15 protein-coding genes are annotated in these 21,386 nt (G+C 59.7%); 11 read left to right on the top strand and 4 right to left on the bottom strand.

Going from position 1 to position 21,386, the window contains the following annotated elements; all coding sequences use genetic code 11:
- Window positions 1-179: 179 nt before the first annotated feature.
- The gene (locus QZ511_RS12140) at window positions 180-602 is read left to right on the top strand and encodes a type IV pilin protein (RefSeq protein WP_295802713.1); all 423 of its coding nucleotides are present in this window, start codon (window positions 180-182) and stop codon (window positions 600-602) included.
- A gap of 52 nt (window positions 603-654) precedes the next feature.
- On the opposite strand, the gene QZ511_RS12135 is transcribed toward QZ511_RS12140, so the two are convergent.
- Together QZ511_RS12135 and QZ511_RS12130 are read right to left on the bottom strand one after the other, a co-directional pair.
- Window positions 655-2,091: a sigma-54 dependent transcriptional regulator gene (locus QZ511_RS12135; protein ID WP_295802711.1), complete on the bottom strand. Its 1,437-nt coding sequence runs from the start codon at window positions 2,089-2,091 to the stop codon at window positions 655-657.
- 53 nt (window positions 2,092-2,144) lie between these two features.
- Window positions 2,145-3,818, bottom strand: a complete 1,674-nt coding sequence (locus tag QZ511_RS12130) for an ATP-binding protein (protein WP_295802709.1) — start codon at window positions 3,816-3,818, stop codon at window positions 2,145-2,147.
- 93 nt (window positions 3,819-3,911) lie between these two features.
- Between QZ511_RS12130 and QZ511_RS12125 the strand changes: the two genes are divergently transcribed.
- Complete coding sequence (locus QZ511_RS12125; RefSeq protein ID WP_295802707.1) at window positions 3,912-5,540, top strand: NAD+ synthase; 1,629 nt, start codon at window positions 3,912-3,914, stop codon at window positions 5,538-5,540.
- Window positions 5,541-5,621: 81 nt separating this feature from the next.
- Here QZ511_RS12125 and QZ511_RS12120 read toward each other — a convergent pair whose 3' ends face one another.
- Window positions 5,622-6,566, bottom strand: a complete 945-nt coding sequence (locus QZ511_RS12120; RefSeq protein WP_295802703.1) for an outer membrane protein assembly factor BamD — start codon at window positions 6,564-6,566, stop codon at window positions 5,622-5,624.
- Window positions 6,567-6,694: 128 nt separating this feature from the next.
- Between QZ511_RS12120 and rluD the strand changes: the two genes are divergently transcribed.
- The 5 genes from rluD to QZ511_RS12095 all read left to right on the top strand — a co-directional run bounded on the left by rluD (window position 6,695) and on the right by QZ511_RS12095 (window position 15,650).
- Window positions 6,695-7,648 carry a 23S rRNA pseudouridine(1911/1915/1917) synthase RluD gene (rluD, locus tag QZ511_RS12115; RefSeq protein ID WP_295802702.1) on the top strand — a complete coding sequence of 318 codons (954 nt, stop codon included), beginning with the start codon at window positions 6,695-6,697 and terminating at the stop codon, window positions 7,646-7,648.
- Window positions 7,649-7,673: 25 nt separating this feature from the next.
- The gene (gene pgeF / locus QZ511_RS12110; protein WP_295802700.1) at window positions 7,674-8,435 is read left to right on the top strand and encodes a peptidoglycan editing factor PgeF; all 762 of its coding nucleotides are present in this window, start codon (window positions 7,674-7,676) and stop codon (window positions 8,433-8,435) included.
- A gap of 239 nt (window positions 8,436-8,674) precedes the next feature.
- Window positions 8,675-11,281 carry an ATP-dependent chaperone ClpB gene (clpB, locus tag QZ511_RS12105; protein ID WP_295802698.1) on the top strand — a complete coding sequence of 869 codons (2,607 nt, stop codon included), beginning with the start codon at window positions 8,675-8,677 and terminating at the stop codon, window positions 11,279-11,281.
- 61 nt (window positions 11,282-11,342) lie between these two features.
- Window positions 11,343-12,506, top strand: a complete 1,164-nt coding sequence (locus QZ511_RS12100; RefSeq protein ID WP_295802696.1) for an efflux RND transporter periplasmic adaptor subunit — start codon at window positions 11,343-11,345, stop codon at window positions 12,504-12,506.
- Between the two features lie 39 nt (window positions 12,507-12,545).
- Window positions 12,546-15,650, top strand: a complete 3,105-nt coding sequence (locus QZ511_RS12095) for an efflux RND transporter permease subunit (RefSeq protein WP_295802694.1) — start codon at window positions 12,546-12,548, stop codon at window positions 15,648-15,650.
- A gap of 50 nt (window positions 15,651-15,700) precedes the next feature.
- Here QZ511_RS12095 and QZ511_RS12090 read toward each other — a convergent pair whose 3' ends face one another.
- Window positions 15,701-16,171, bottom strand: coding sequence for a DUF4124 domain-containing protein (locus QZ511_RS12090; RefSeq protein ID WP_295802692.1), 471 nt, complete (start codon window positions 16,169-16,171; stop codon window positions 15,701-15,703).
- Between the two features lie 544 nt (window positions 16,172-16,715).
- Here QZ511_RS12090 and QZ511_RS12085 point away from each other — a divergent pair.
- From QZ511_RS12085 to pssA, 4 genes are all read left to right on the top strand, one after another.
- Window positions 16,716-18,452, top strand: a complete 1,737-nt coding sequence (locus QZ511_RS12085; protein WP_295802690.1) for an acetolactate synthase 3 large subunit — start codon at window positions 16,716-16,718, stop codon at window positions 18,450-18,452.
- Window positions 18,453-18,467: 15 nt separating this feature from the next.
- On the top strand, window positions 18,468-18,959 hold the full coding sequence (gene ilvN, locus QZ511_RS12080; RefSeq protein ID WP_295802687.1) for an acetolactate synthase small subunit: 492 nt from the start codon (window positions 18,468-18,470) through the stop codon (window positions 18,957-18,959).
- Window positions 18,960-19,057: 98 nt separating this feature from the next.
- Window positions 19,058-20,083: a ketol-acid reductoisomerase gene (gene ilvC / locus QZ511_RS12075; RefSeq protein WP_295802685.1), complete on the top strand. Its 1,026-nt coding sequence runs from the start codon at window positions 19,058-19,060 to the stop codon at window positions 20,081-20,083.
- A gap of 118 nt (window positions 20,084-20,201) precedes the next feature.
- Window positions 20,202-21,125, top strand: coding sequence for a CDP-diacylglycerol--serine O-phosphatidyltransferase (gene pssA / locus QZ511_RS12070; RefSeq protein WP_295802683.1), 924 nt, complete (start codon window positions 20,202-20,204; stop codon window positions 21,123-21,125).
- The last annotated feature ends 261 nt before the right edge of the window (window positions 21,126-21,386 follow it).

Raw genomic sequence — 21,386 nt, 5'->3', positions numbered from 1 at the left:
GATGGGCAGGAGGTAGATTACGCGGTGATCAGCTACTCCGAAATCATTCGCAGTGGTGAGAAGGCCTATCTCCCCACCAGTAACATCAAGGGTGAGCTGGACGTGGAAGAAGGGGATTTCCCGATCGAGGCTGTGGGCCGTATGTCCTGGCGTCAGCTTCGTTAACAAGAGAAGTGAAAATGACAAAGATGCAGAAACAGAAGGGCTTTACCCTCATCGAGGTAATGATCGTGGTGGCGATCATTGGCATTATTTCCGCGATTGCCTACCCGTCTTACATGGAGTCGGTGCGCAAGAGCAATCGTGCGGACGGCAAGGCGGCGTTGAATGACGTTGCACAGCGTTTACAGCGGTGTTTTACCGCGTATAGCAGCTACACTCACGCTAACTGCGGAGTTGGTCAGACCCTCGATGGGGGTTCTGTAAGCTCCGGAGAGGGTATGTATACCGTTACCGGTGCCGTCGCTGCGACCACCTTTACCCTGACTGCAGCTCCCGTCGCGGGGACCACCCAGGCGGGAGACAGCAAGTGTGGCAGTCTGACGTTGACTCAGGCCGGAGTGAAGGGCGCCTCTGGCCCCCAGGGAACCGAGTGCTGGTAATTCCTGGTGTTGGCAAACATGTGATTCGAACCTGACCCGGCCCTGCGCCGGGTCAGTCGCTTTCTAGCCCGAGCTTTTTCAGCCGGTAGCGCAGCGAACGAAAACTGATCCCGAGTTTCTCTGCAGCGGCAGTTCGGTTCCAGCGGGTATCGTTCAGGGCGCTTTCTATGGCCTGGCGCTCTATGGTCTGCAGGAACTCATCCAGGGAGCTGAATTCCGAGCTGGAGAACTGATCCGGATAGGATGCACCGGTGTTCTGTAACCTCGCGGGTTGAGTTGTTTGCTTTGGTTCGGGATCCAGTTCCGGCTCTGGAGAGGCTGGCTGGCTGCTGTCCGCGATCGGCGCGCTACCCAGCTGCAGGTCCTCGGTCCGCACGGTACTGCTTTCGCCCAGTGCATAGGCGCGTTCGAGTATGCCTTCCAGCTGTGGCAGGTTGCCGGGGAACGGGTGCGCCTGCAGTGCAGCCAGTGCGTTGCGGGTCAACCTGGGGGTAGGGTTGCCGCTGCCGGCGGCTATATCGCGCATGATGCTGCGGGCAAGTAGCGGGATATCTTCCGCCCGTTCCCGCAACGGTGGTACCGATAGTCCGATGACATTGATACGGTAGTAGAGGTCGCTGCGAAAATGGCCGCTGGCAACCTCCTCGGCGAGGCTTTTGTGGGTGGCGCTCAGGATACGTACATCAATCGGGGTTTCCCTGCCGGTGCCTACCGGGCGGATGCTTTTTTCCTGGATGGCCCGCAACAGCTGGATCTGTATGTCCTGTGGCAGGTCTGCCACGTCATCGAAAAACAGGCTGCCGCCGTGGGCTAGCTGAAACAGCCCTTCCTTGACCTGAACACCGTTTTGAAATTCGCCAAAAAAGGTCGCTTCCAGCTGATCTGCCGGTACCGCGCTGCAGTTGACAGGCACAAAGGGCTGATCTGCCCGGGGGCTTTGGCTGTGGATGGCCCGGGCGACAACTTCCTTGCCGGAGCCGGTTTCACCATGGATGTGAATGGGGGCATCGCTGCGCGCGACTTTTTCAATCTGGTTGCGCAGCTTCTGGGTGGCAGGGGATTGCCCCTGCAGCAGAGGGGAGAGTTCGCCGCTTGGTGTATGGCGTTCTTCCCTTAGTTTGAGGGCGAGTTGGACCAGTGTGCGCAACTGTTCGAGATTGACCGGCTTGCTGACGAAATCAAACGCACCGAGCTTGAGTGCGGCAATGGCGGTGTCCATGTTGCCGTGCGCGGTAAATACCGCAACCGGCATCGCGCGGTCGGCGGGGTAGGAATGGATTTTTTCCACCAGCTGCAGGCCATCGCCGTCCGGCAGCCGCATGTCCGTCAGACAGAAGTCGTACTGTTTTTCCTCAAGGCGTCGGTGGGCCTCGGCGACGGTCATGGCGATATCCGCGCGAATATTCATGCGCGTGAGTGTCATGGACAGGAGATCGCAAATGTCCGGTTCGTCGTCGACAACCAGTGCTATGGGGTGAGGCTCTGCCATGTTGTATTTATGCAAGTCCCTAGAGAGGTTTTAAAACCTCTTATTGTTGTTTTCTAGAACTTCTGTTCCGTGTTGGCAAATTCTACCCTGAAGCAACTGCGCTTGTCCTGAGCGCGGCAGTAGTAGATATTGGCGCGAATGGTCTCGCACAGTTCCCGTGCAATATATAGCCCGAGCCCGGCGCCACTGGATTCCGTGGTAAAAAAAGGCTCGAAAATCTTGTCTCTGTGCTCTTCCGCAACACCGTGCCCCCAGTCCAGCACTTCCAGGCAGGCGCATTCCCGCTGTGCGTGGAAATAGATGTGGATTTCGATTTCACGGCGCCCGGTAGCGGCGTGGGAATGTTGCAGGCCATTGTTGCAGAGGTTGGTCAGGATCTGTGACAGCTGGCTGGGATCGAAGCGGGCAAGGACCGGCGACCGGTCCACGCTCAGGGTGACGGATGCATCGTGCGGAGCACCGACACTAAAGTCGCGAATAAATTGCTGTATCCAGTCGCCAAGATCCAGCAGCTGGCTGGATGTAGTTTCACGGCGTGAAAGCTGCATCACGTTTTCAATGATCTGGTTTACCCGTTGGCTGTGGCGGCAGATGATATCGGTCAGTTGACGGTCTTCACTGGTAATTGACGGCGATTCTGCCAACAGTTGCGCCGCATGGCTGATGGCGCCGAGCGGATTGCGGACCTCGTGCGCGATGGAGGCGGTAAGCCGGCCCAGTGAGGCGAGCTTCAGTTGCTGTGCCTGCTGCACGAGTTTGCGGTTGTCCTCGAGAAAAACCAGGCTGCCGCGGGACCCGGGAGAACGCGGCAGGCTCGCCAGGCTGACCCTGAGCTCGCCGTGGCCGGAATCGCGGGTAATGCTGTGATTGCGGCTGTCATCACCGCGCAGCTGTTCGATGGTTTGCTGTAATGATTCGCTAACCTTGTTTCCTGCGTGGTGACCCTCTCCCAGTAACTGTTGTGCGGCGCGATTGATCAGTTCCACGCGGTCGCTGTGGTCGAGCACTATTACCCCGGTGCGCATCTGCGCCACGATCTGCTGTGTCAGTCGTTGCAGGTGGACCGCCTGCAAGCGCTCCTGCTCCGCCTTGCGGTTGGCGAGGCGAATATGTGCAGACAGGTATTGCAGCGCACTTACCGCGGTAAACAGCAGAATCCCCAGGCTGCCAGCGGAAACAATATCCTGGGTTTCCGCCACGCCGAGAGCGAGCCCTGCCAGTTGCTGGCCGATTACCGCGATGCTGGCGATGGCGGCAAGAAATGCCCCCATACGCCGGTCCAGCAGCAGGGAGCCTACGGCACAGGTGGTGAGCAGCAGGTAGCCGACGCCGGAATCGAGGCCACCACTGGCCTGGATCAGCAGCAGAAATGCCAGGATGTCACAGCCCAGAATGCTGCCGATCCGCCTTGGCGAGGTGTGGAACCTGCCTTTGAACAGGTAAATCAGCCAGGCGACATTGAATACCGCATAGGTAATGGCGGTGTTGAGGTAGAGCGTGGGCCATAGGGTGCCCACGCTGCCGCGGCTGACCCCGGTGGTAAACAGCCCCAGCAGGATCAGCGCAATGGCAACCCGATACCAGGCGTAGATGCGCAGCAGATCCCGTTGCCGCAGGCGCAGGTTGTTGCCCGATTTTTCCGTTGTGGTATCCGCATCCGCCGGCTGTGGTGCGGCGATGGAAGGGGCGGCGTGGGGCGCAGATGTGGGCTGGCTTGCGCTGGTCAAAATTTATTCTCGTTACTTTTCTGCGGCGCCGCCATTGTTGTGCGCTTCGGTGGCGTGGCTACAATAGCGGCCTCAGTTCAACGGGGTATTAAGATGTCTACTTTGCAGCTAGTGCTGGCGCAAATCAATCTGCTGGTGGGAGATATCCCCGGCAACACTGACCAGGTGGTCGAAGTCGCTCGGCGGGCTCACCGGGAGCACGACGCAGACCTGGTGTTGTTTCCGGAGCTGACCCTGTGCGGTTACCCGCCGGAGGATCTGTTGCTGCGCCCGAGCATGCAAAAGCGCATCGATAGCGCCCTGGAAAAACTGAAGCAGGCCGACCTTCCCTGTGCCGTACTGGTGGGGTACCCGCGGGTGGTGGCGGGCACCGTGCTGAATATGGCCGGCATTATCCAGGACGGTGAGCTGGTCGCGGAATATGCCAAACAGAAGCTGCCGAATTACCAGGTATTCGATGAGCTGCGCTATTTCCTGCCCGGCGAACAGGCCTGCGTGGTGGATATCAAGGGGATTCCCACTGCCATTACCATCTGTGAAGACATCTGGCACCCGGAGCCGGTGGCCCAGGCGAAGCGCGCCGGCGCCCGCCTGATGCTGAATATCAACGCCTCGCCTTTTCACCGCGGCAAGGCGCAGGAGCGCCTGGCGCTGCTGGGGAATCAGGCGCAGGCGGGGGAGATGCCCATCGTCTACGTCAATTCCGTCGGCGGCCAGGATGAGCTGGTGTTTGACGGGGGCTCCTTTGCGGTAGGTGCGGACGGCAAGCTTTGCGCCCGCGCCCCGGAGTTTGTCGAGAGCCTGTTGCCGGTAACGGTCACTGGCGACGGTGACCGGGTCACCCTGCGGCCGGGCAACGACGCCGAGCCGCTCGAGGGGCTCGCATCGGTGTACCAGGCACTGGTGCTGGGGGTGCGCGACTATGTGAACAAAAACGGCTTCAATGGCGTGGTACTGGGGCTTTCCGGTGGTATCGACTCGGCCCTCACCCTGGCGATTGCGGTGGATGCACTGGGCCCTGACCGGGTGGAGGCGGTGATGATGCCGTTCCGCTATACCTCGGATCTGTCCCGGAACGATGCTGCGGACCAGGCCGGGCGCCTGGGTATCCACTATCGAGTGATCAGCATCGAGGGCATTTTCGATGCCAGCATGAAAGCGCTGGAGAGTGAGTTTGCCGGCAGCGAGCGCGATACCACTGAGGAAAACCTGCAGGCCCGCGCCCGCGGTATGCTGCTGATGGCCATCTCCAACAAGAAGGGGGCCATGGTGCTCACTACCGGCAACAAAAGTGAGCTGGCGGTGGGCTATGCGACGCTCTACGGTGACATGGTGGGTGGTTACAACGCCCTCAAGGATGTGCCCAAGACTCTGGTGTTCGAGCTGTCCCGCTATCGCAACTCCATTTCCGAAGTGATTCCGGAGACCGTCATCACCCGCCCGCCCAGCGCGGAACTGGCGCCAGACCAGGTGGATTCCGACAGTCTGCCGCCCTACGATGTCCTCGACCAGATCCTGGACCTGTATATCCACCACGATCACAGCGCGGCCTATATCATCCAGCAGGGCTTTGACGAGGCTACCGTGATGCGGGTGGTGACAATGGTCGACCGCAATGAATACAAGCGCCGCCAGGCGGCGGTGGGGGTGCGGATTTCCGAGCGCGGTTTCGGGCGCGACCGGCGCTACCCGATCACCAATGGCTGGAAGGCCGGGGAGTAATACCCGCCGAACCTTCTCCCGAAACAAAAAAGGCCCCGCAGTATTCGCTGCGGGGCCTTTTTTACACTGTGGAATCTGCGTTTACAGTTCCGGCGGCAGCGGAGCGTCTTCCGGCCGGTATTCGGCGTTGTACAGTTCGCGGCTGTCGAAACCGCGGGGGTCATCTTTCTCGAACAGGCCCAGGGTCGCCCAGTGAATCAGGCTGCGGTCCTTGGCGCCCTCGTAGTAGTCGTAGTCAAAGGTACCGTCCTTGTTGAAGGCCGGGTGACCGGGGTAGTTGGTGCGCAGCACCGCCAGCGAGTTGGCCTCCAGTTGCGGCATCTCCAGCAGGTGGTAGGCCTCTACCATTACCGCCAGGGCATCTGGCACCGCCGGCGTCTGCTGGAAGTTCTCCACCACATAGCGCCCGCGGTTCGCCGCCGCCAGGTAGGCGCCGCGCTTGAAGTAGTAGTTGGCGACGTGGATCTCATAGCGAGCGAGCAGGTTGCGCAGGTGGATCATGCGCTTCTGTGCGTCCGGCGCATAGCGGCTGTCCGGGTAGCGCGCCATCAGCTGGGAGAAGTAGGCAAAGGATTCGCGCGCCGAGCCCGGGTCGCGGCGGGTCATATCGGTGGGCAGGAAGCGCTCGAACAGGCCGCTGCCTTCGGTGAAGGACGCTAGACCCTTCATGTAATAGGCGTAGTCCACGTTGCGATGCTGGGGGTGCAGGCGAATAAAACGGTCTGCCGCGGAGATGGCGGCGTCGTTCTGATAGTCGCGGTAATAGGCGTAAATCAGCTCCAGCTGGGCCTGCTCGGCGTAGTTGCCGAAGGGGAAGTTGTCTTCCAGGGCCCGCAGGTTCTTGATCGCCAGCTCCCACTGGCTGGACTTCAACTGGCGCTGGGCCGCCTCGTAGAACGCCTGCTCGGTGCGATTGCCGGAGGGTAAGCCCTCTTCTTCCTCATCGGTGCTGGCGCAGGATGCCGCAAGAATCGCCAACAACGTCAGACACAGGATTTTCCAGGCCTGCCTATTCCAAGACCACATTGCCCCTCGCTCTATCATTATTTGTCTCAACCTTATTAAACTAGCCGCCCTTTACAATTCACCGGGGGCCGAAGGGCAGCTATTTAACCACAGCGTCCCCGCCAGCCCAAAGTATTAGACCCTCTCGGATGAGCAATCAAATACAACTCGATATACAAGTCCCGGCCGAGTACGCCGGGCAACGGTTTGACCAGATCGCAGCGGATTTGATCCCCGATTACTCACGCGCGCGCCTGCAGGCCTGGATCAAGGGCGGAAAACTCACCGTCGACGGGCGTACCGCCAAGCCCAAGGACAAGCTGTTCGGCGGTGAGCAGCTGCAATTGCGCGCCGAACTGGAGCCCCAGGGCGAGTGGCTACCGCAGCCGATGGACCTGGACATAGTGTACGAGGACGACAGCCTGCTGGTGCTCAACAAGCCCGCGGGGCTGGTGGTGCACCCGGCAGCCGGCAACCCCGATGGCACCCTGCTGAACGGGTTGCTGGCCCACTGCCCGGGACAACAGAATATTCCCCGCGCGGGCATCGTCCACCGCCTCGACAAGGACACCAGCGGCCTGATGGTGGTGGCCAAGACCCTGCAGGCGCAGGCAGACCTGGTCGACCAGTTGAAAGAGAGAAGTGTCAGCCGCCAGTACGATGCCATAGTCCAGGGCACCCTGAGTGGCGGTGGCACCGTGGATGCCCCCATGGGCCGGCACCGCCAGCACCGTCTGAAGATGGCGGTACTGGACTTCGGCGGTAAGGAAGCCATCACTCACTACCGCCTGCAGGAGCGCTTCCGCGGCCACACCCTGGTGCGCTGCCAGCTGGAAACCGGGCGCACCCACCAGATTCGCGTGCATATGGCGCATATTCGCCACCCTCTGGTGGGGGACCCTTTATACGGCGGCCGCGGCAAATTACCTGCCGGCGCCAGTCCGGAGCTGATTCGGGCGCTGCAGCAGTTCCCCCGCCAGGCCCTGCACGCGGCCGAGCTGGCGCTGATTCACCCGGAGAGCGGCGAGCCGATGCACTGGTCGGCGCCGATGCCGGAGGATATGCTGCAACTGCTCGCACTGCTGCGGGCGGATGATCACTGAACCGCCTAATTAGCAAGGATTCACCATGGCTGCCGATCACTACCTGAAACCCGACTGGCCCGCCCCAGCCAATGTGCGCGCTTTCGTTACCCGGCGCGCCGACGGCAACAGCAAAGGCCCCTATAGCGCCTTCAATCTGGCGGACCATGTGGGAGATGACCCCGCCGCGGTGGCGGCGAACCGCGCGCAGTTGCAGCAGGAGCTGAACCTGCCCAATGCCCCCCAGTGGCTGGAGCAGATCCACAGCGACAAGGCGGTGGAAGCCAGGAGCGATGGCAAGATCCTGACCGCGGATGCGAGTTTTACCGGCGACAAGGGCATTGTGTGCACGGTGCTGACGGCGGACTGCCTGCCACTGCTCGTGTGCAACCGGGACGGCTCCGAGGTGTCGGCAATTCACGCCGGCTGGAAGGGGCTGACGGGCGGGGTGATCCGCGCGACCATCGAGGCGATGCAAAGCAGCCCCGAGGATCTGCTAGTGTGGCTGGGGCCGGCCATCGGTCCGGAAGCGTTCGAGTGCGGCGTGGATGTGCTGGAGGCGGCCTTCGAGTCCGCCATGAGTGAGTCCCACGCCGAGGCAATCTCCAGGTGTTTTATTCCCCACAGCAAAAAGCCGCTGCATTTTCTTGCGGATATCTATGCGCTGGGCCGTGCCGAACTGGCGGAGCTTGGCATTACCGAAGTCTTTGGTGGCGACCGCTGTACTGTTAGCGAAGAGGGCGAATTCTTTTCCTATCGTCGGGACGGGGATACCGGGCGCATGGCGTCTTTGATCTGGTTCGAATAAGCCCCTAGCCCGGAGGCTTCGTTCATTAGCTGGCCCTGTGGCGGTCAATCACTGCCACAATACTCCCTCATTCTACCTGCTTAAAAACCTGAGCTGCGGGCCTTCTCCGAGCCAACCTATTGAAAACCCTCCATCCGCCCGCAAATTACTGATCAGCACTAGACTGTATTCGTCATTGCATTTCCGCGCGCCGTAACCTCGTGTCTGGCGCGTCAATGATCAGGAGAGGGAAAAGTACAATGCGCATCGACCGGATGACCAACCCGTTGCAGGCCGCCATTGCCGACGCACAATCCATTGCCGTCGGTCGCGATCACAACCAGATTTATCCCGAACATTTGTTGCAGGCACTGCTGGATCAATCCAATGGCAGTGTCACCGCATTTCTCAACCAGGCCGGTTTTAACCTCAATGGCCTGCGCAACGATCTCGCCAAACGTCTGGACAGCCTGCCCACGGTGGGAACGCCCACCGGCGATGTCGGTATGTCGCAGGAACTGATGCGTCTGTTCAATCTGGCGGATAAAAAAGCGCAGAAAAATGGCGACAGTTTTATCGCCAGCGAAACCGTATTGCTGGCGGCGTTTGACCCGGCAGCCGGCGAAATCTCCAAAATCCTGAATACGCACGGCGACCTCAAGCATCTGCAGGATGCCATCAGCAAAATCCGCGGCGACGAAAAGGTCAACGACCCGCAGGCGGAAGAAGCGCGCCAGGCGCTGGACAAATACACCATGGACCTGACCGCGCGCGCGGAAGCAGGCAAGCTGGATCCGGTGATCGGTCGCGACGACGAAATTCGCCGCACCATTCAGGTTTTGCAACGGCGGACCAAGAACAACCCGGTGCTGATCGGCGAACCCGGTGTGGGCAAGACCGCTATTGTCGAGGGCCTTGCCCAGCGCATCGTGAACGGCGAAGTGCCGGAAGGGTTGAAAGACAAGCGACTGCTGTCCCTGGATCTGGGGGCGCTGCTGGCCGGTGCCAAGTTCCGCGGTGAGTTCGAGGAACGGCTGAAAGCGGTACTGAACGAGCTGTCCAAACAGGAAGGCCGCGTCATTCTGTTTATCGACGAGCTGCACACCATGGTCGGTGCCGGCAAGGCCGAAGGGGCGATGGATGCCGGCAACATGCTGAAGCCGGCGCTCGCCCGGGGCGAACTGCATTGCGTGGGTGCCACCACCCTGGATGAATACCGCAAGTATATTGAAAAGGATGCCGCGCTGGAGCGTCGCTTCCAGAAGGTACTGGTGGATGAGCCCAGCGAGGAAGACACCATTGCCATCCTGCGCGGCCTGAAAGAGCGCTACGAAGTGCACCACGGTGTGGATATCACCGACTCCGCGATCATTGCCGCCACCAAATTGTCCCAGCGCTATATCACTGACCGCCAGCTGCCGGACAAGGCCATCGACCTGATCGATGAAGCCGCCAGTCGTATCCGTATGGAGATCGACTCCAAGCCGGAAGAAATGGACAAGCTGGACCGTCGCCTGATCCAGCTCAAGATCGAGCGCGAGGCAGTAAAAAAAGACAAGGACGACGAAGCGGCGAAGAAACGCCTGCAAAAGCTCGAAGAGGATATCGACAGTATTGAAAAAGAGTACGCCGACCTGGAAGAAATCTGGAAGGCGGAAAAAGCCAAGCTGGCGGGCAGCGCGGACATCAAAAACAAACTGGAGCAGGCCAAGCTCGATATGGACGCGGCGCGCCGCGCCGGCGACCTGACCCGTATGTCCGAACTGCAGTACGGCGTAATTCCGCAGTTGGAGCAGCAGCTGAAACTGGCATCGGATACCAGTGACGCCAGCGAAAACCAGTTGCTGCGCAACCGCGTCACCGATGAAGAGGTGGCGGAAGTGGTTTCCCGCTGGACCGGTATTCCGGTGGCCAAGATGCTCGAGGGCGAGCGGGAAAAACTTCTCAAGATGGAGGATGCCCTACATGACAGAGTGATCGGCCAGGGCGAAGCGGTAGAAGCGGTATCCAACGCCGTGCGTCGTTCCCGCGCGGGGCTTGCTGATCCCAACCGCCCCAACGGTTCATTCCTGTTCCTCGGTCCCACCGGCGTGGGCAAGACCGAGCTGTGCAAGGCGCTGGCGGAATTCCTGTTCGATACCGAAGATGCCATGGTGCGGATCGATATGTCGGAATTTATGGAGAAGCACTCGGTCGCCCGGCTGATCGGCGCGCCTCCGGGATATGTCGGCTACGAGGAGGGAGGCTACCTGACCGAAGCGGTGCGCCGCAAACCCTACTCGGTGTTGCTGCTGGATGAGGTGGAGAAGGCCCATCCGGACGTGTTCAATATCCTGTTGCAGGTACTGGAAGATGGCCGCCTGACCGATGGCCAGGGTCGCACCGTCGATTTCCGCAACACGGTGGTGGTCATGACGTCTAACCTCGGTTCGGACCTGATCCAGAAATATGCCAGCGCGCGGGATGACGACGAGGTGGACAGCGAAATCCACTACCGGCAGATGAAAGCGGCGGTAATGGATGTGGTTGGCAGCCACTTCCGCCCGGAATTCATCAACCGGATTGATGAAGTGGTGGTGTTCCACCCGCTGAACCGGGCCGAGGTGCGCTCCATTGCCGAGATCCAGCTGCACAGCCTGCGCAAGCGCTTGGCGGAGCGCGACCTCAAGCTGGAGGTTTCCGAGCCCCTGTTGAACAAACTGGCGGATATCGGCTTCGATCCCGTGTACGGCGCGCGACCGCTCAAGCGGGCTATACAGATGTGGTTGGAAAACCCGCTGGCGCAGGATGTACTTGCCGGAAAGTTTGCACCGGGAGACACCATTCACGCGGAACTGGAAGGGGACAGGGCGGTCTTCACCAAGTAGTACCGGGTTGCCCAACCGACGCCGGTGCAGATGGACGGGCAGGTGTAAATGGATTTGATGTATGACACTGGCAAGGCAGATATTTAACCGGCGCATGCTGTGGATGCTGCTGGGCTGCCTGCTGGTGTTCGGTGGTGTTTTCGGTTTCAAGCTGTTCGGCAAATACATGATGAACCAGGCGTTCAACAATATGCCGTTGCCGCCCGCGACCATTACCTCCGCCCGTGTCGAAGTGCAGCGCTGGCAGGGAATGCTGAGTGCCGTGGGCAGCCTGCGTGCGGTGAACGGTGTCGATGTCACCACCCAGGCCCAGGGTGAAGTCAAGGCGATCCATTTTGAGTCCGGCCAGCAGGTCAGCAAGGGGGATCTGCTGATGGAGCTTGCGGCAGCGCCGGAGACGGCGCAGATTGAAGTGCTGGAAGCCGAGCGCCGCCTCGCGGCGCGCGACTATCGGCGTATTTCCGAGCTGAAAAAAAAGGGCGTCGCTACCCTGCAGGAGCTGGATCGGGCTCAGGCCACGCTGGATCAGGTGGTCGCCAATCTGGCGGTGCAGCGAGCCACCATCAATGAACGCAGTATCCACGCCCCCTTTTCCGGACAACTGGGAATCCGCCAGGTCGACCTGGGGCAGAATGTCGCCCCCGGGGATGCGGTGGTATCACTGCAGCAGTTGCACCCGATCTATGTGGATTTCTCTCTTTCCGAGCAGGATTTCTCCCGGGTTCGCGAGGGCATGAATATTTCGCTCACCGCGCCCGCGCTGCCCGAGCGGAAATTTAGCGGTCGCATTACCGCGATAAATCCCGCAATCGACCCACGCAATCGCACTTTTCTATTACAGGCCACCCTGGAAAACCCCGAGCGGGTGTTGCGTCCCGGCATGTTTGCGGATGTTCAGGTGAAAGTGGAGAAATTCCGCAGCGCACTGGTGGTGCCCCGCACCGCGATCAGTTTCGCGCCCTACGGCAATTCCGTATTCGTGATCCAGAAATCCAGCGCCGAGCGCCCAGATGCGGTCGCAAAACAGGCGCAACTGGTGGCGGTCAAGCGCTTTGTGAAAACCGGCGAGGAGCGGGGTGACCTGATAGAGATCACCGATGGGCTGGAGCCGGGTGAGCAGGTTGCCACCAGCGGCCTGCTGAAACTGCGCAACGAGGGTTCCGTCATCGTCAACAACGACAATCCACCGCCACAGCAGCTGAACCCGAAACCCGATAACAGCTAGGAGTCGCTGGTCACGAGCCTCACCGGCAGGGACGTCCGTGTGAACTTTACCGAGATTTTTATCCGCAAACCGGTGCTGGCCTGTGTGGTCAGCCTGTTTATTTTTCTGCTCGGGCTGCGCTCCGCCACCGAGCTGAATGTACGCCAGTACCCGGAGCTGGAAAATGCGGTGATTACCGTCAGCACCGTTTACGTGGGTGCGGATGCCGATCTGGTACAGGGGTTTATCACCACGCCGCTGGAGCAGGAAATCGCCAGCGCGGATGGTCTCGACTATCTCGTGTCCACCAGTGTGCAGGGCAGCTCGGTAATTCAGGCCTATGTGCGGCTGGACTACGATCCCAACGAGGTCCTCACCCAGGTGGTGGCCAAGGTCAACAAGTTGCGCAGCGAATTGCCGGAAGAGTCCGAAGATCCTACGGTCGACCTCGCCATCGGCGAGACCATCGCCGCGATGTACCTCTCATTTTCTTCCGACCTGCTGGACAACAACCAGATCACCGATTACATCACCCGCGTCGTGCAGCCCAAGCTCTCCACCATCGCCGGTGTGCAGCGGGCGGCATTGCTGGGCAATCGCACCTTCGCCATGCGCATCTGGCTGAAACCCGCGGAGATGGCAGCGCAGGGCGTAACACCCGGGGATGTCAGTTTGGCGCTGCGTCAGAACAATGTCCTGGCGGCAGTGGGGAGCACCAAGGGCAGCCGCGTGGCAATGGATATCCGCGCGGCAACCGATATTGCCTCGGAGCCGGCATTTCGCGACCTGGTAGTGCGGGCCGATGGCGATCGGCTGGTGCGCCTGCGGGATGTGGCGGAGGTAGAGCTGGGATCCGAGTCCTACGATACCTCGGTGACATTTAACGGGCGCTCGGCGACTTTCGTTGCCGTGGAGGTGGCCCCGGATGCGAATGCGCTGGAGGTGATCGCCGAGGTGCGCGACAAGCTTCACAATGAAATTTTTCCCCAGCTGCCGGAAGGCATGCTGGGAGAAATCCCCTACGACAGCACCGAGTACATTCAGGACTCCATCAATGAGGTGGTGAAAACCATTGCCGAGGCGGTGCTGATTGTCATCGTGGTTATTTACCTGTTCCTCGGTTCCCTGCGCAGCGTGATCATTCCCGCTATCGCGGTGCCCCTGTCCCTGGTCGGTGCCCTGTTCCTGATGTTGTTGATGGGCTTTTCCATCAATCTGCTGACCCTGTTGGCAATGGTGCTCGCCATCGGCATTGTGGTGGACGACGCCATCATTGTTCTGGAAAACGTGCACCGGCATATCGAGGAGGGCATGGCGCCCGAGGACGCGGCGATCAAGGGTGCGCGGGAACTGGCCTGGCCGGTGGTGGCGATGACTACCACCCTGATCGCGGTGTATCTGCCGATCGGCTTCCTCGGTGGGCTGACCGGCACCCTGTTTGTGGAGTTTGCCTTTTCCCTCGCCGGTGCGGTCTTTTTGTCCGGAGTTGTGGCCCTGACCCTGTCGCCGATGATGGCCGCAAAAGTATTGCGACCTCGGGATGGCGAGCAGGGTAACCGGTTCGAGGTATGGCTGGGGCGCCGCCTCGACGGGTTGCAGAACAGCTACCAGCGCCGCCTGCACGCTGCGCTGGATGAGCGGCTGGTGATACTGGTATTCGGGGTAATCGTTCTATGTAGCTGTTACTTCCTGTTTATCACTTCGCCCGCGGAACTGGAGCCGAAGGAAGATCGCGGCTTCGTCCTCGGTGTTGCCAGTGCCGATTCCTACGCAACCATCGACTATATCGAGCAGTACACTAACCAGATCAACAGTATGCAGGACCGCTACCCGGAAATAGAAAACCTGTTTCTGCTGAACGGTGTTGGCGGTGCCGGTAACAGTACCAACAGCGCCATTGCGGGCTTCGTCCTGTCCTCGTGGAACAAGCGCGACAAGAACACCCAGGAAATGCAGCAATTGATTGGCAATGAGGTGTCGCAGATCGCGGGCTTGAAAGTGGCAGCATTCGTACCGCCAAGTCTGCCAACCGCAGGCGGCACCTTGCCGGTGGAATTTGTTATCGGTTCCACCGAGCCTATCGCCAATCTCGCGGGGTTTGCCGATGACATCATGGGGCGCGCGCTGGAGAGCAGGAAATTTATTTTTCTCGACTCGGATCTGAAGCTGGACAAGCCGCGACTGTCGGTGGTCATTGATCGGGACAAGGCGGCATCCGTCGGTGTCACCATGGCGGACCTGGCCCGCGAACTGGGGGCGATGATGTCCGGTGCCTACACCAACCGCTTTTCCCTGGAAAATCGCAGTTACAAGGTGATACCGCAGGTGGTGCGCAGCGAGCGCCTGACCGGCGAGCAACTGGAGCAGTACTACATTCGTGCCGGTGACGACACCCTGGTGCCGCTTTCCACCCTGGTACGGGTGGAGGAGACCGTAGAGCCGCAGCAGTTGAAGCGTTTTCAGCAGTTGAACGCGGTTACTATTTCCGGCGTGCCGCGGCCGGGAATTACCCTGGGAGAGGCGCTGGGGGTGCTCGAATCTGCAGCCAGAGAGGTGCTGCCGCGGGAGTACTCGACGGATTACTCCGGCCAGTCGCGCCAGTTCAAGAGTGAAGGTTCGGACCTGGTGCTGACCTTTTTCTTTGCGCTGGTGGTGATCTACCTGGTGCTCGCCGCCCAGTTCGAGTCCTGGCGCGACCCGCTGATCATGCTGGTGACGGTACCCATGAGTGTGTGTGGGGCAATGATCTTTGTCAGCCTCGGGCTGACCACGCTGAATATCTACACCCAGGTGGGACTGGTGACCCTCATCGGGGTGATTTCCAAGCACGGTATCCTGATTGTCGAATTTGCCAACCAGTTGCAACAGCAGGGCAACAGTAAGCGCGAGGCGATAGAGGCGGCCGCGTCCATTCGCCTGCGTCCGATCCTGATGACCACCGCCTCACTGGTACTGGCGATGGTGCCGTTGCTGGTGGCAGCAGGGCCGGGCGGTGGGGCGAGGTTTGCCATGGGGTTGGTGGTGGCCACGGGCATGACCATCGGCACCCTGTTCACCCTGTTCGTGGTACCGGCGATGTATCTGTACCTGGGGAGGGATTACGCTGCTGAGGCCAAGGGAAGTGAGGAGGTGCTGGGAGGAGGTGGCAACAATTCACAAAGCTGAATGGGCGGGGTGGAAGGCCGCGGCGCGGCCTTCCCGGGATTGAAAACCGTTTAGCAGCTGGTTTGCAGAATCTGCTGTGCCTGCTGGATCCGCTGCTGGCGCTCCTCTTCCGGGAGCACGCGGTAATTGCCGCTGGCATCCACTTCCCGTACCCGCGCGTGGCTCTGCAGTTCCTGCAGTCTGCGCTGGGCACTCTCGCAGCGCTGGGCGCGGGCAGCCATTTCCGCCTTGTTGATGGCGGATTTCTCGGCGGTAACCGGGGCCTTTGCCTGTTCCTTTACTTCTTCGGTGTTTGCGGCAGTTTCCAGCTTGCGCCCGGCTTCCAGGGCATTCTGCTCCTGTTGCCATTTTTTGTAGCGTTCGGACTTGGGGGCCTTGACCACTTCCACCTGCTTTTCCTGCGGTGGCTGGGATCCGAAGTGCACCACGCCGTCTTCATCCACCCATTTATAGATGCCATCTGCCAGCGCGAATGCGGGAAGGCCCAGGATCAATGCCAGAATCGCGGAGCGAGTGCGCATGGGAAACTACCTTGTGTTGTCTTGATTCTTGTTTTCTTCTTCCCGGCGTAGTGAAAGCCGCCGTTCACGCATTGTAACGGGCTGGGGTGGGCATCTCGCAACCCAGTTAACACTTTGTTCGGCTCGAACCTGCGATCTTTGCTGTCTTTCGGTGCCCCCGAGGCTTCTGTGACCGTTCGGACTATTGACAGCCCGGGTTCAAGCTGGACAATTTGTGGCTCACTCGGCGAAGTAGATGTCACCGCAACACCCTGCGGATCGCACTCTCTCTCCGGTGGGTTAAGCACCCACCCGCTCCCGCCGAGGAGGCCCTCCCCATCTGGAGGCCTTGGGGTCTGGCACCCGGTTTCTCCACCGGCCAGATTCCGCGCAGAAATGATGTTGCCGTGAAGTTATCCTAAAAAACGGGCTAAATCTGCGTTTAAGGCTGATATTTATCACGCTTTTCCTTTAGAATCGCCGTCTGGCTTTCGTGCCACCCGGTGTTTCTGTGGTTTCGGGGTGATGCGTATCCTAACAATTGGGAATTAATGAGGGGACTCAAGTGGAATTACTCTCCGGCGGCGATATGTTGGTTCGCGCGCTGCAGGATGAAGGGGTAGACCTGATATTCGGTTACCCCGGCGGTTCGGCGCTGCATATTTACGATGCCATCTTCCGGCAGAAAGGCATCAAGCACGTACTGGTGCGTCACGAACAGGGCGCTACCCACGCGGCGGATGGTTACGCCCGCGCAACCGGCAAGACCGGCGTGGTGCTAGTGACCTCCGGTCCCGGTGCCACCAATGCCATTACCGGCATTGCGACCGCTTATATGGACTCCATCCCCATGGTGGTGATTTCCGGCCAGGTGCCTTCCGACAAGATCGGTGAGGACGCCTTCCAGGAGACCGACATGGTCGGCTGTTCGCGCCCGATCGTGAAGCACAGTTTCCTGGTCAAAAAGGCCGAGGATATTCCCGAGACCGTTAAAAAAGCATTCTTTATCGCCTCCACTGGCCGCCCCGGCCCGGTGGTGATTGATGTGCCCAAAGACGTTACCAATCCGGTCGATCGCTTCCCGTACAAGTTCCCGGAAAAGCTGCGCATGCGCTCCTACACGCCTGCGGGCAAGGGGCATACCGGACAGATTCGCAAAGCGGTGGCGCTGCTGCTGTCCGCCAAGCGTCCGGTGATCTACGCGGGCGGTGGTGTGGTGCAGGGGGATGGCTCCGCGCTCCTGACAGAGCTGGCCCAGCGCCTGAACTATCCGGTGACCAATACCCTGATGGGGCTCGGGGCCTATCCCGGCACCGACAAGCGGTTCCTCGGCATGCTCGGCATGCACGGCACCTTTGAGGCCAACACCGCTATGCATCACGCGGATGTGATTCTCGCTGTGGGTGCGCGTTTTGATGACCGGGTGACCAACACTCCGAACAAATTCTGCCCCGGGGCCAAGGTGATTCACATCGACGTGGACCCTGCCTCCATTTCCAAGACCATTACCGCGGATGTACCAATCGTCGGCACCGTGCAGTCGGTACTGGGGGATATGCTGGAAATGCTCAAGACCTCCGAGGATATGCCGGATCAGTCGGCAATCGTCGACTGGTGGCGTCAGATCGACGACTGGCGCGAGCGCCACGGTATTTATACCGCTCCCCGTTATCGCACCGATGGTGACATGTTGATGCCGCAGGAAGTGATCAGGGCGGTACACGAAATCACCCGTGGCGAAGCCTACGTGACTTCGGATGTCGGCCAGCACCAGATGTTTGCCGCGCAGTATTACCTGTTCGACAAGCCTCGCCGCTGGATCAATTCCGGTGGTCTCGGCACCATGGGCTTCGGCCTGCCGGCGGCACTGGGGGTGAAGATGGCGCACCCGGATTCGGAAGTGGTGTGTGTGACCGGGGAAGGCAGTATCCAGATGTGTATCCAGGAGCTGTCCACTGCCACCCAGTATCACTTGCCGGTAAAAATCCTCTGCCTCAACAACCAGGCGCTCGGCATGGTGAAACAGTGGCAGGAGATGCAGTACGAAGGCCGCCTGTCCAACAGCGTGTACGAAGAGTCGCTGCCGGACTTTATCAAGCTGGCGGAGGCCTACGGTCACCTGGGTATGAAGATCGAGCACCGCGACGAGCTGCACGGCAAGCTGGCTGAGGCTTTCGCGATCAAGGATCGCACGGTGTTTATCGATGTTTACGTCGACCCGTCCGAGCACGTTTATCCCATGCAGGTAATGCCCAATGGCTCCATGCGGGATATGTGGTTGAGCAAGACGGAACGGACGTAAGGGGAGGTAAGCAGAATGCGCAGAATAATTTCGGTTCTGATGGAGAACGAACCCGGTGCATTGTCGCGGGTGGTAGGGCTGTTTTCCCAGCGAGGCTATAACATCGAAAGTCTCACGGTGGCGCCTACCGAAGACGCGACGCTGTCGCGCCTGACCCTGACCACCATCGGGAATGATCACAAGATTGAACAGATCACCAAGAATCTGAACAAGCTGATCGATGTGGTGAAACTGGTGGATCTAACCGAAGGTTCGCATATCGAGCGTGAACTGCTACTGGTGAAGGTGCGCGCGACCGGCGCCCAGCGGGACGAGGTCAAGCGTAGTGTGGATATTTTCCGCGGCCAGATCGTCGACGTCACCAGCAATATGTACACGGTGCAGGTATCGGGTACCAGTGAAAAACTGGACGCTTTCTTACAGGCACTGGGTGAGCACACCATTATGGAAGTGGTCCGCTCTGGAGTTTCGGGAATTGCCCGTGGCGAGAAGGTGCTCAGTATTTAACAGACTGGGTATGTGAAATGCCGGCAAGCGCCCTGATTTACCGCTGAGAATTCAGCGAGAAACAACACTTTTAAAGCACATTAAGTAGGAAGTAAGTTATGCAAGTTTTTTACGATAAAGATTGTGACCTTTCCCTGATCAAGTCCAAAACTGTTGCCATCATCGGTTACGGCTCCCAGGGGCACGCCCACGCCAACAACCTGAAAGACTCCGGTGTGGCCAATGTGGTTGTCGGTCTGCGCAAGGGTTCTGCCTCCTGGGCGAAAGCGGAAAAGGCCGGTCTGCGTGTTGCCGAAGTGGCGGATGCGGTAAAAGACGCTGATGTAGTGATGATCCTGACCCCGGACGAGTATCAGGCCGCGGTTTACCGCGAGCAGGTGGCGCCGAACCTGAAAGCCGGCGCTGCACTGGCATTCGCCCACGGCTTCAACGTGCACTTTGAGCTGATCGAGCCCCCGCAAGACGTGGACGTGATCATGATCGCGCCGAAAGGGCCGGGCCACACCGTGCGTTCCACCTACCTGGAAGGGGGCGGTGTGCCGACCCTGATTGCGGTTTATCAGAACGCTTCCGGCAGCGCCAAAGAACTGGCGCTCTCCTATGCGTCCGCGAACGGCGGTGGCCGCTCCGGTATCATCGAAACCAATTTTCGCGAAGAAACCGAAACTGACCTGTTCGGCGAGCAGGCGGTACTGTGTGGTGGCGTTTCTGCACTGGTACAGGCCGGTTTTGAAACCCTGACAGAAGCCGGCTATGCACCGGAAATGGCCTACTTTGAGTGTCTCCACGAGCTGAAGCTGATCGTAGACCTGATGTACCAGGGCGGCATCGCGGATATGCGCTACTCTATTTCCAATACTGCAGAGTACGGTGACTACGTTACCGGACCGCGTATCGTGACCGAAGAGACCAAGGCGGAAATGAAGCGGGTACTGAAAGACATTCAGACCGGTAAGTTCGCCAAGGACTTCATGCTGGAGTCTCTCGCCGGCCAGCCGCGCCTGAAGGCAGAGCGTCGCATTGGGGGTGAGCACCAGATTGAAGAAGTCGGTGCCAAGCTGCGTGCGATGATGCCTTGGATCAAGGCCAACAAGATCATCGACAAGACCGAGGGCAACAGCTAACTCGGTTTCAGACTGAGGCAGAAAGCGGCGGGGTCAGGCGAAAGCGGACCCCGCCGCTTTTTTTTTGGCGCGCAGCCACTGTACACTCGCTGGCATAACAACCTGATACGGAGCTTTTATGAGCGACAACAAGGGCGCGCCGGAATTCGAAGGTGCGCGTTCCGAAGAAGAGATTCGCCTTCCCGTCGACGAGCATATCGAGGAAGAGGTCTCGGCCAGCGGCAAGCGGGTGCGGGCGAAAGGTGTCTACCTGTTGCCGAACCTTATTACCACCGGCGCCCTGTTCAGCGGCTTTTACGCCATCATCGCGGGCATGAATGGCAATTTCGAAGCCGCGGCTATCGCCATATTTGCGGCAATGATCCTCGATGGACTGGATGGGCGAGTGGCGCGTCTGACCGATACCCAGAGTGCGTTCGGTGTCCAGTTCGACTCCCTCTCAGATATGGTGTCTTTCGGGCTCGCGCCGGCGCTGGTGGTATTCAGCTGGGGGCTGGGGCCGTTGGGTAAACTGGGCTGGGCGGCGGCATTCCTGTATGCGGCCTGCGCGGCCCTGCGCCTCGCGCGCTTCAATACCCAGGTTGATACCGTGGATAAAGGGGTGTTTATCGGTCTCGCGAGTCCGACCGCCGCTGCAATCGTTGCGAGTATGGTCTGGGCTGGCTACGACGCAGAGATTGGCACCGGTCTCGCCATAGTTGCCGCACTGGTCACCATCGCTGCGGGCTTGCTGATGGTGTCGAATTTTCACTACACGAGCTTTAAGAAGCTGGATTTCAAGGGGCGTGTACCTTTCGTGATGATGCTGGCGATCATTTTGATCTTCAGTCTGGTGACCATTGATCCCCCGCGGGTTCTGCTGTTTATCGCAGTGGTGTACACCTTCTCCGGTCCGGTGACCTGGGTGTGGCAGCGGCTTCGTGTGCGCAGGGCCGCTATTTCTGCGGGGGTCCCTGTGGAGGGGGCTGGCGCCGGCGCGGAAGATTCTGCGGAGCCGGAAACTGCGGAGAAGTCTCCTGAAGCAGGCGCAAAGGACAAGTAGCGACACAAGTAGCCAGCTTTCTTAGCCGTTTGGGGCGGCCGGTCCTGGCCGCCCATTCCTCTTCTGGCGTTTGGTGTTTCCCGATGCCGATACTACGCTTAGTGAATCCCTTCTCTGAATCTTCAGGGCCAAGTGATTGGGCCTGTGGATTTACTGCGCTGGAACTTTTGTGACTTTTTTGTCAAAAAGCGCTTGCGCAGCCCCGGCGGGGCCCGTATAGTTCGCGCCCTCGCTGCTTGAGCGGCAACGCAAAAGGCGGCG

This window comes from uncultured Microbulbifer sp., from assembly GCF_913055755.1.
GTDB lineage: Bacteria > Pseudomonadota > Gammaproteobacteria > Pseudomonadales > Cellvibrionaceae > Microbulbifer.
The sequence above is the reverse complement of the archived record's forward strand: the minus strand, read 5'-3'. Positions and strand labels throughout refer to the sequence as shown.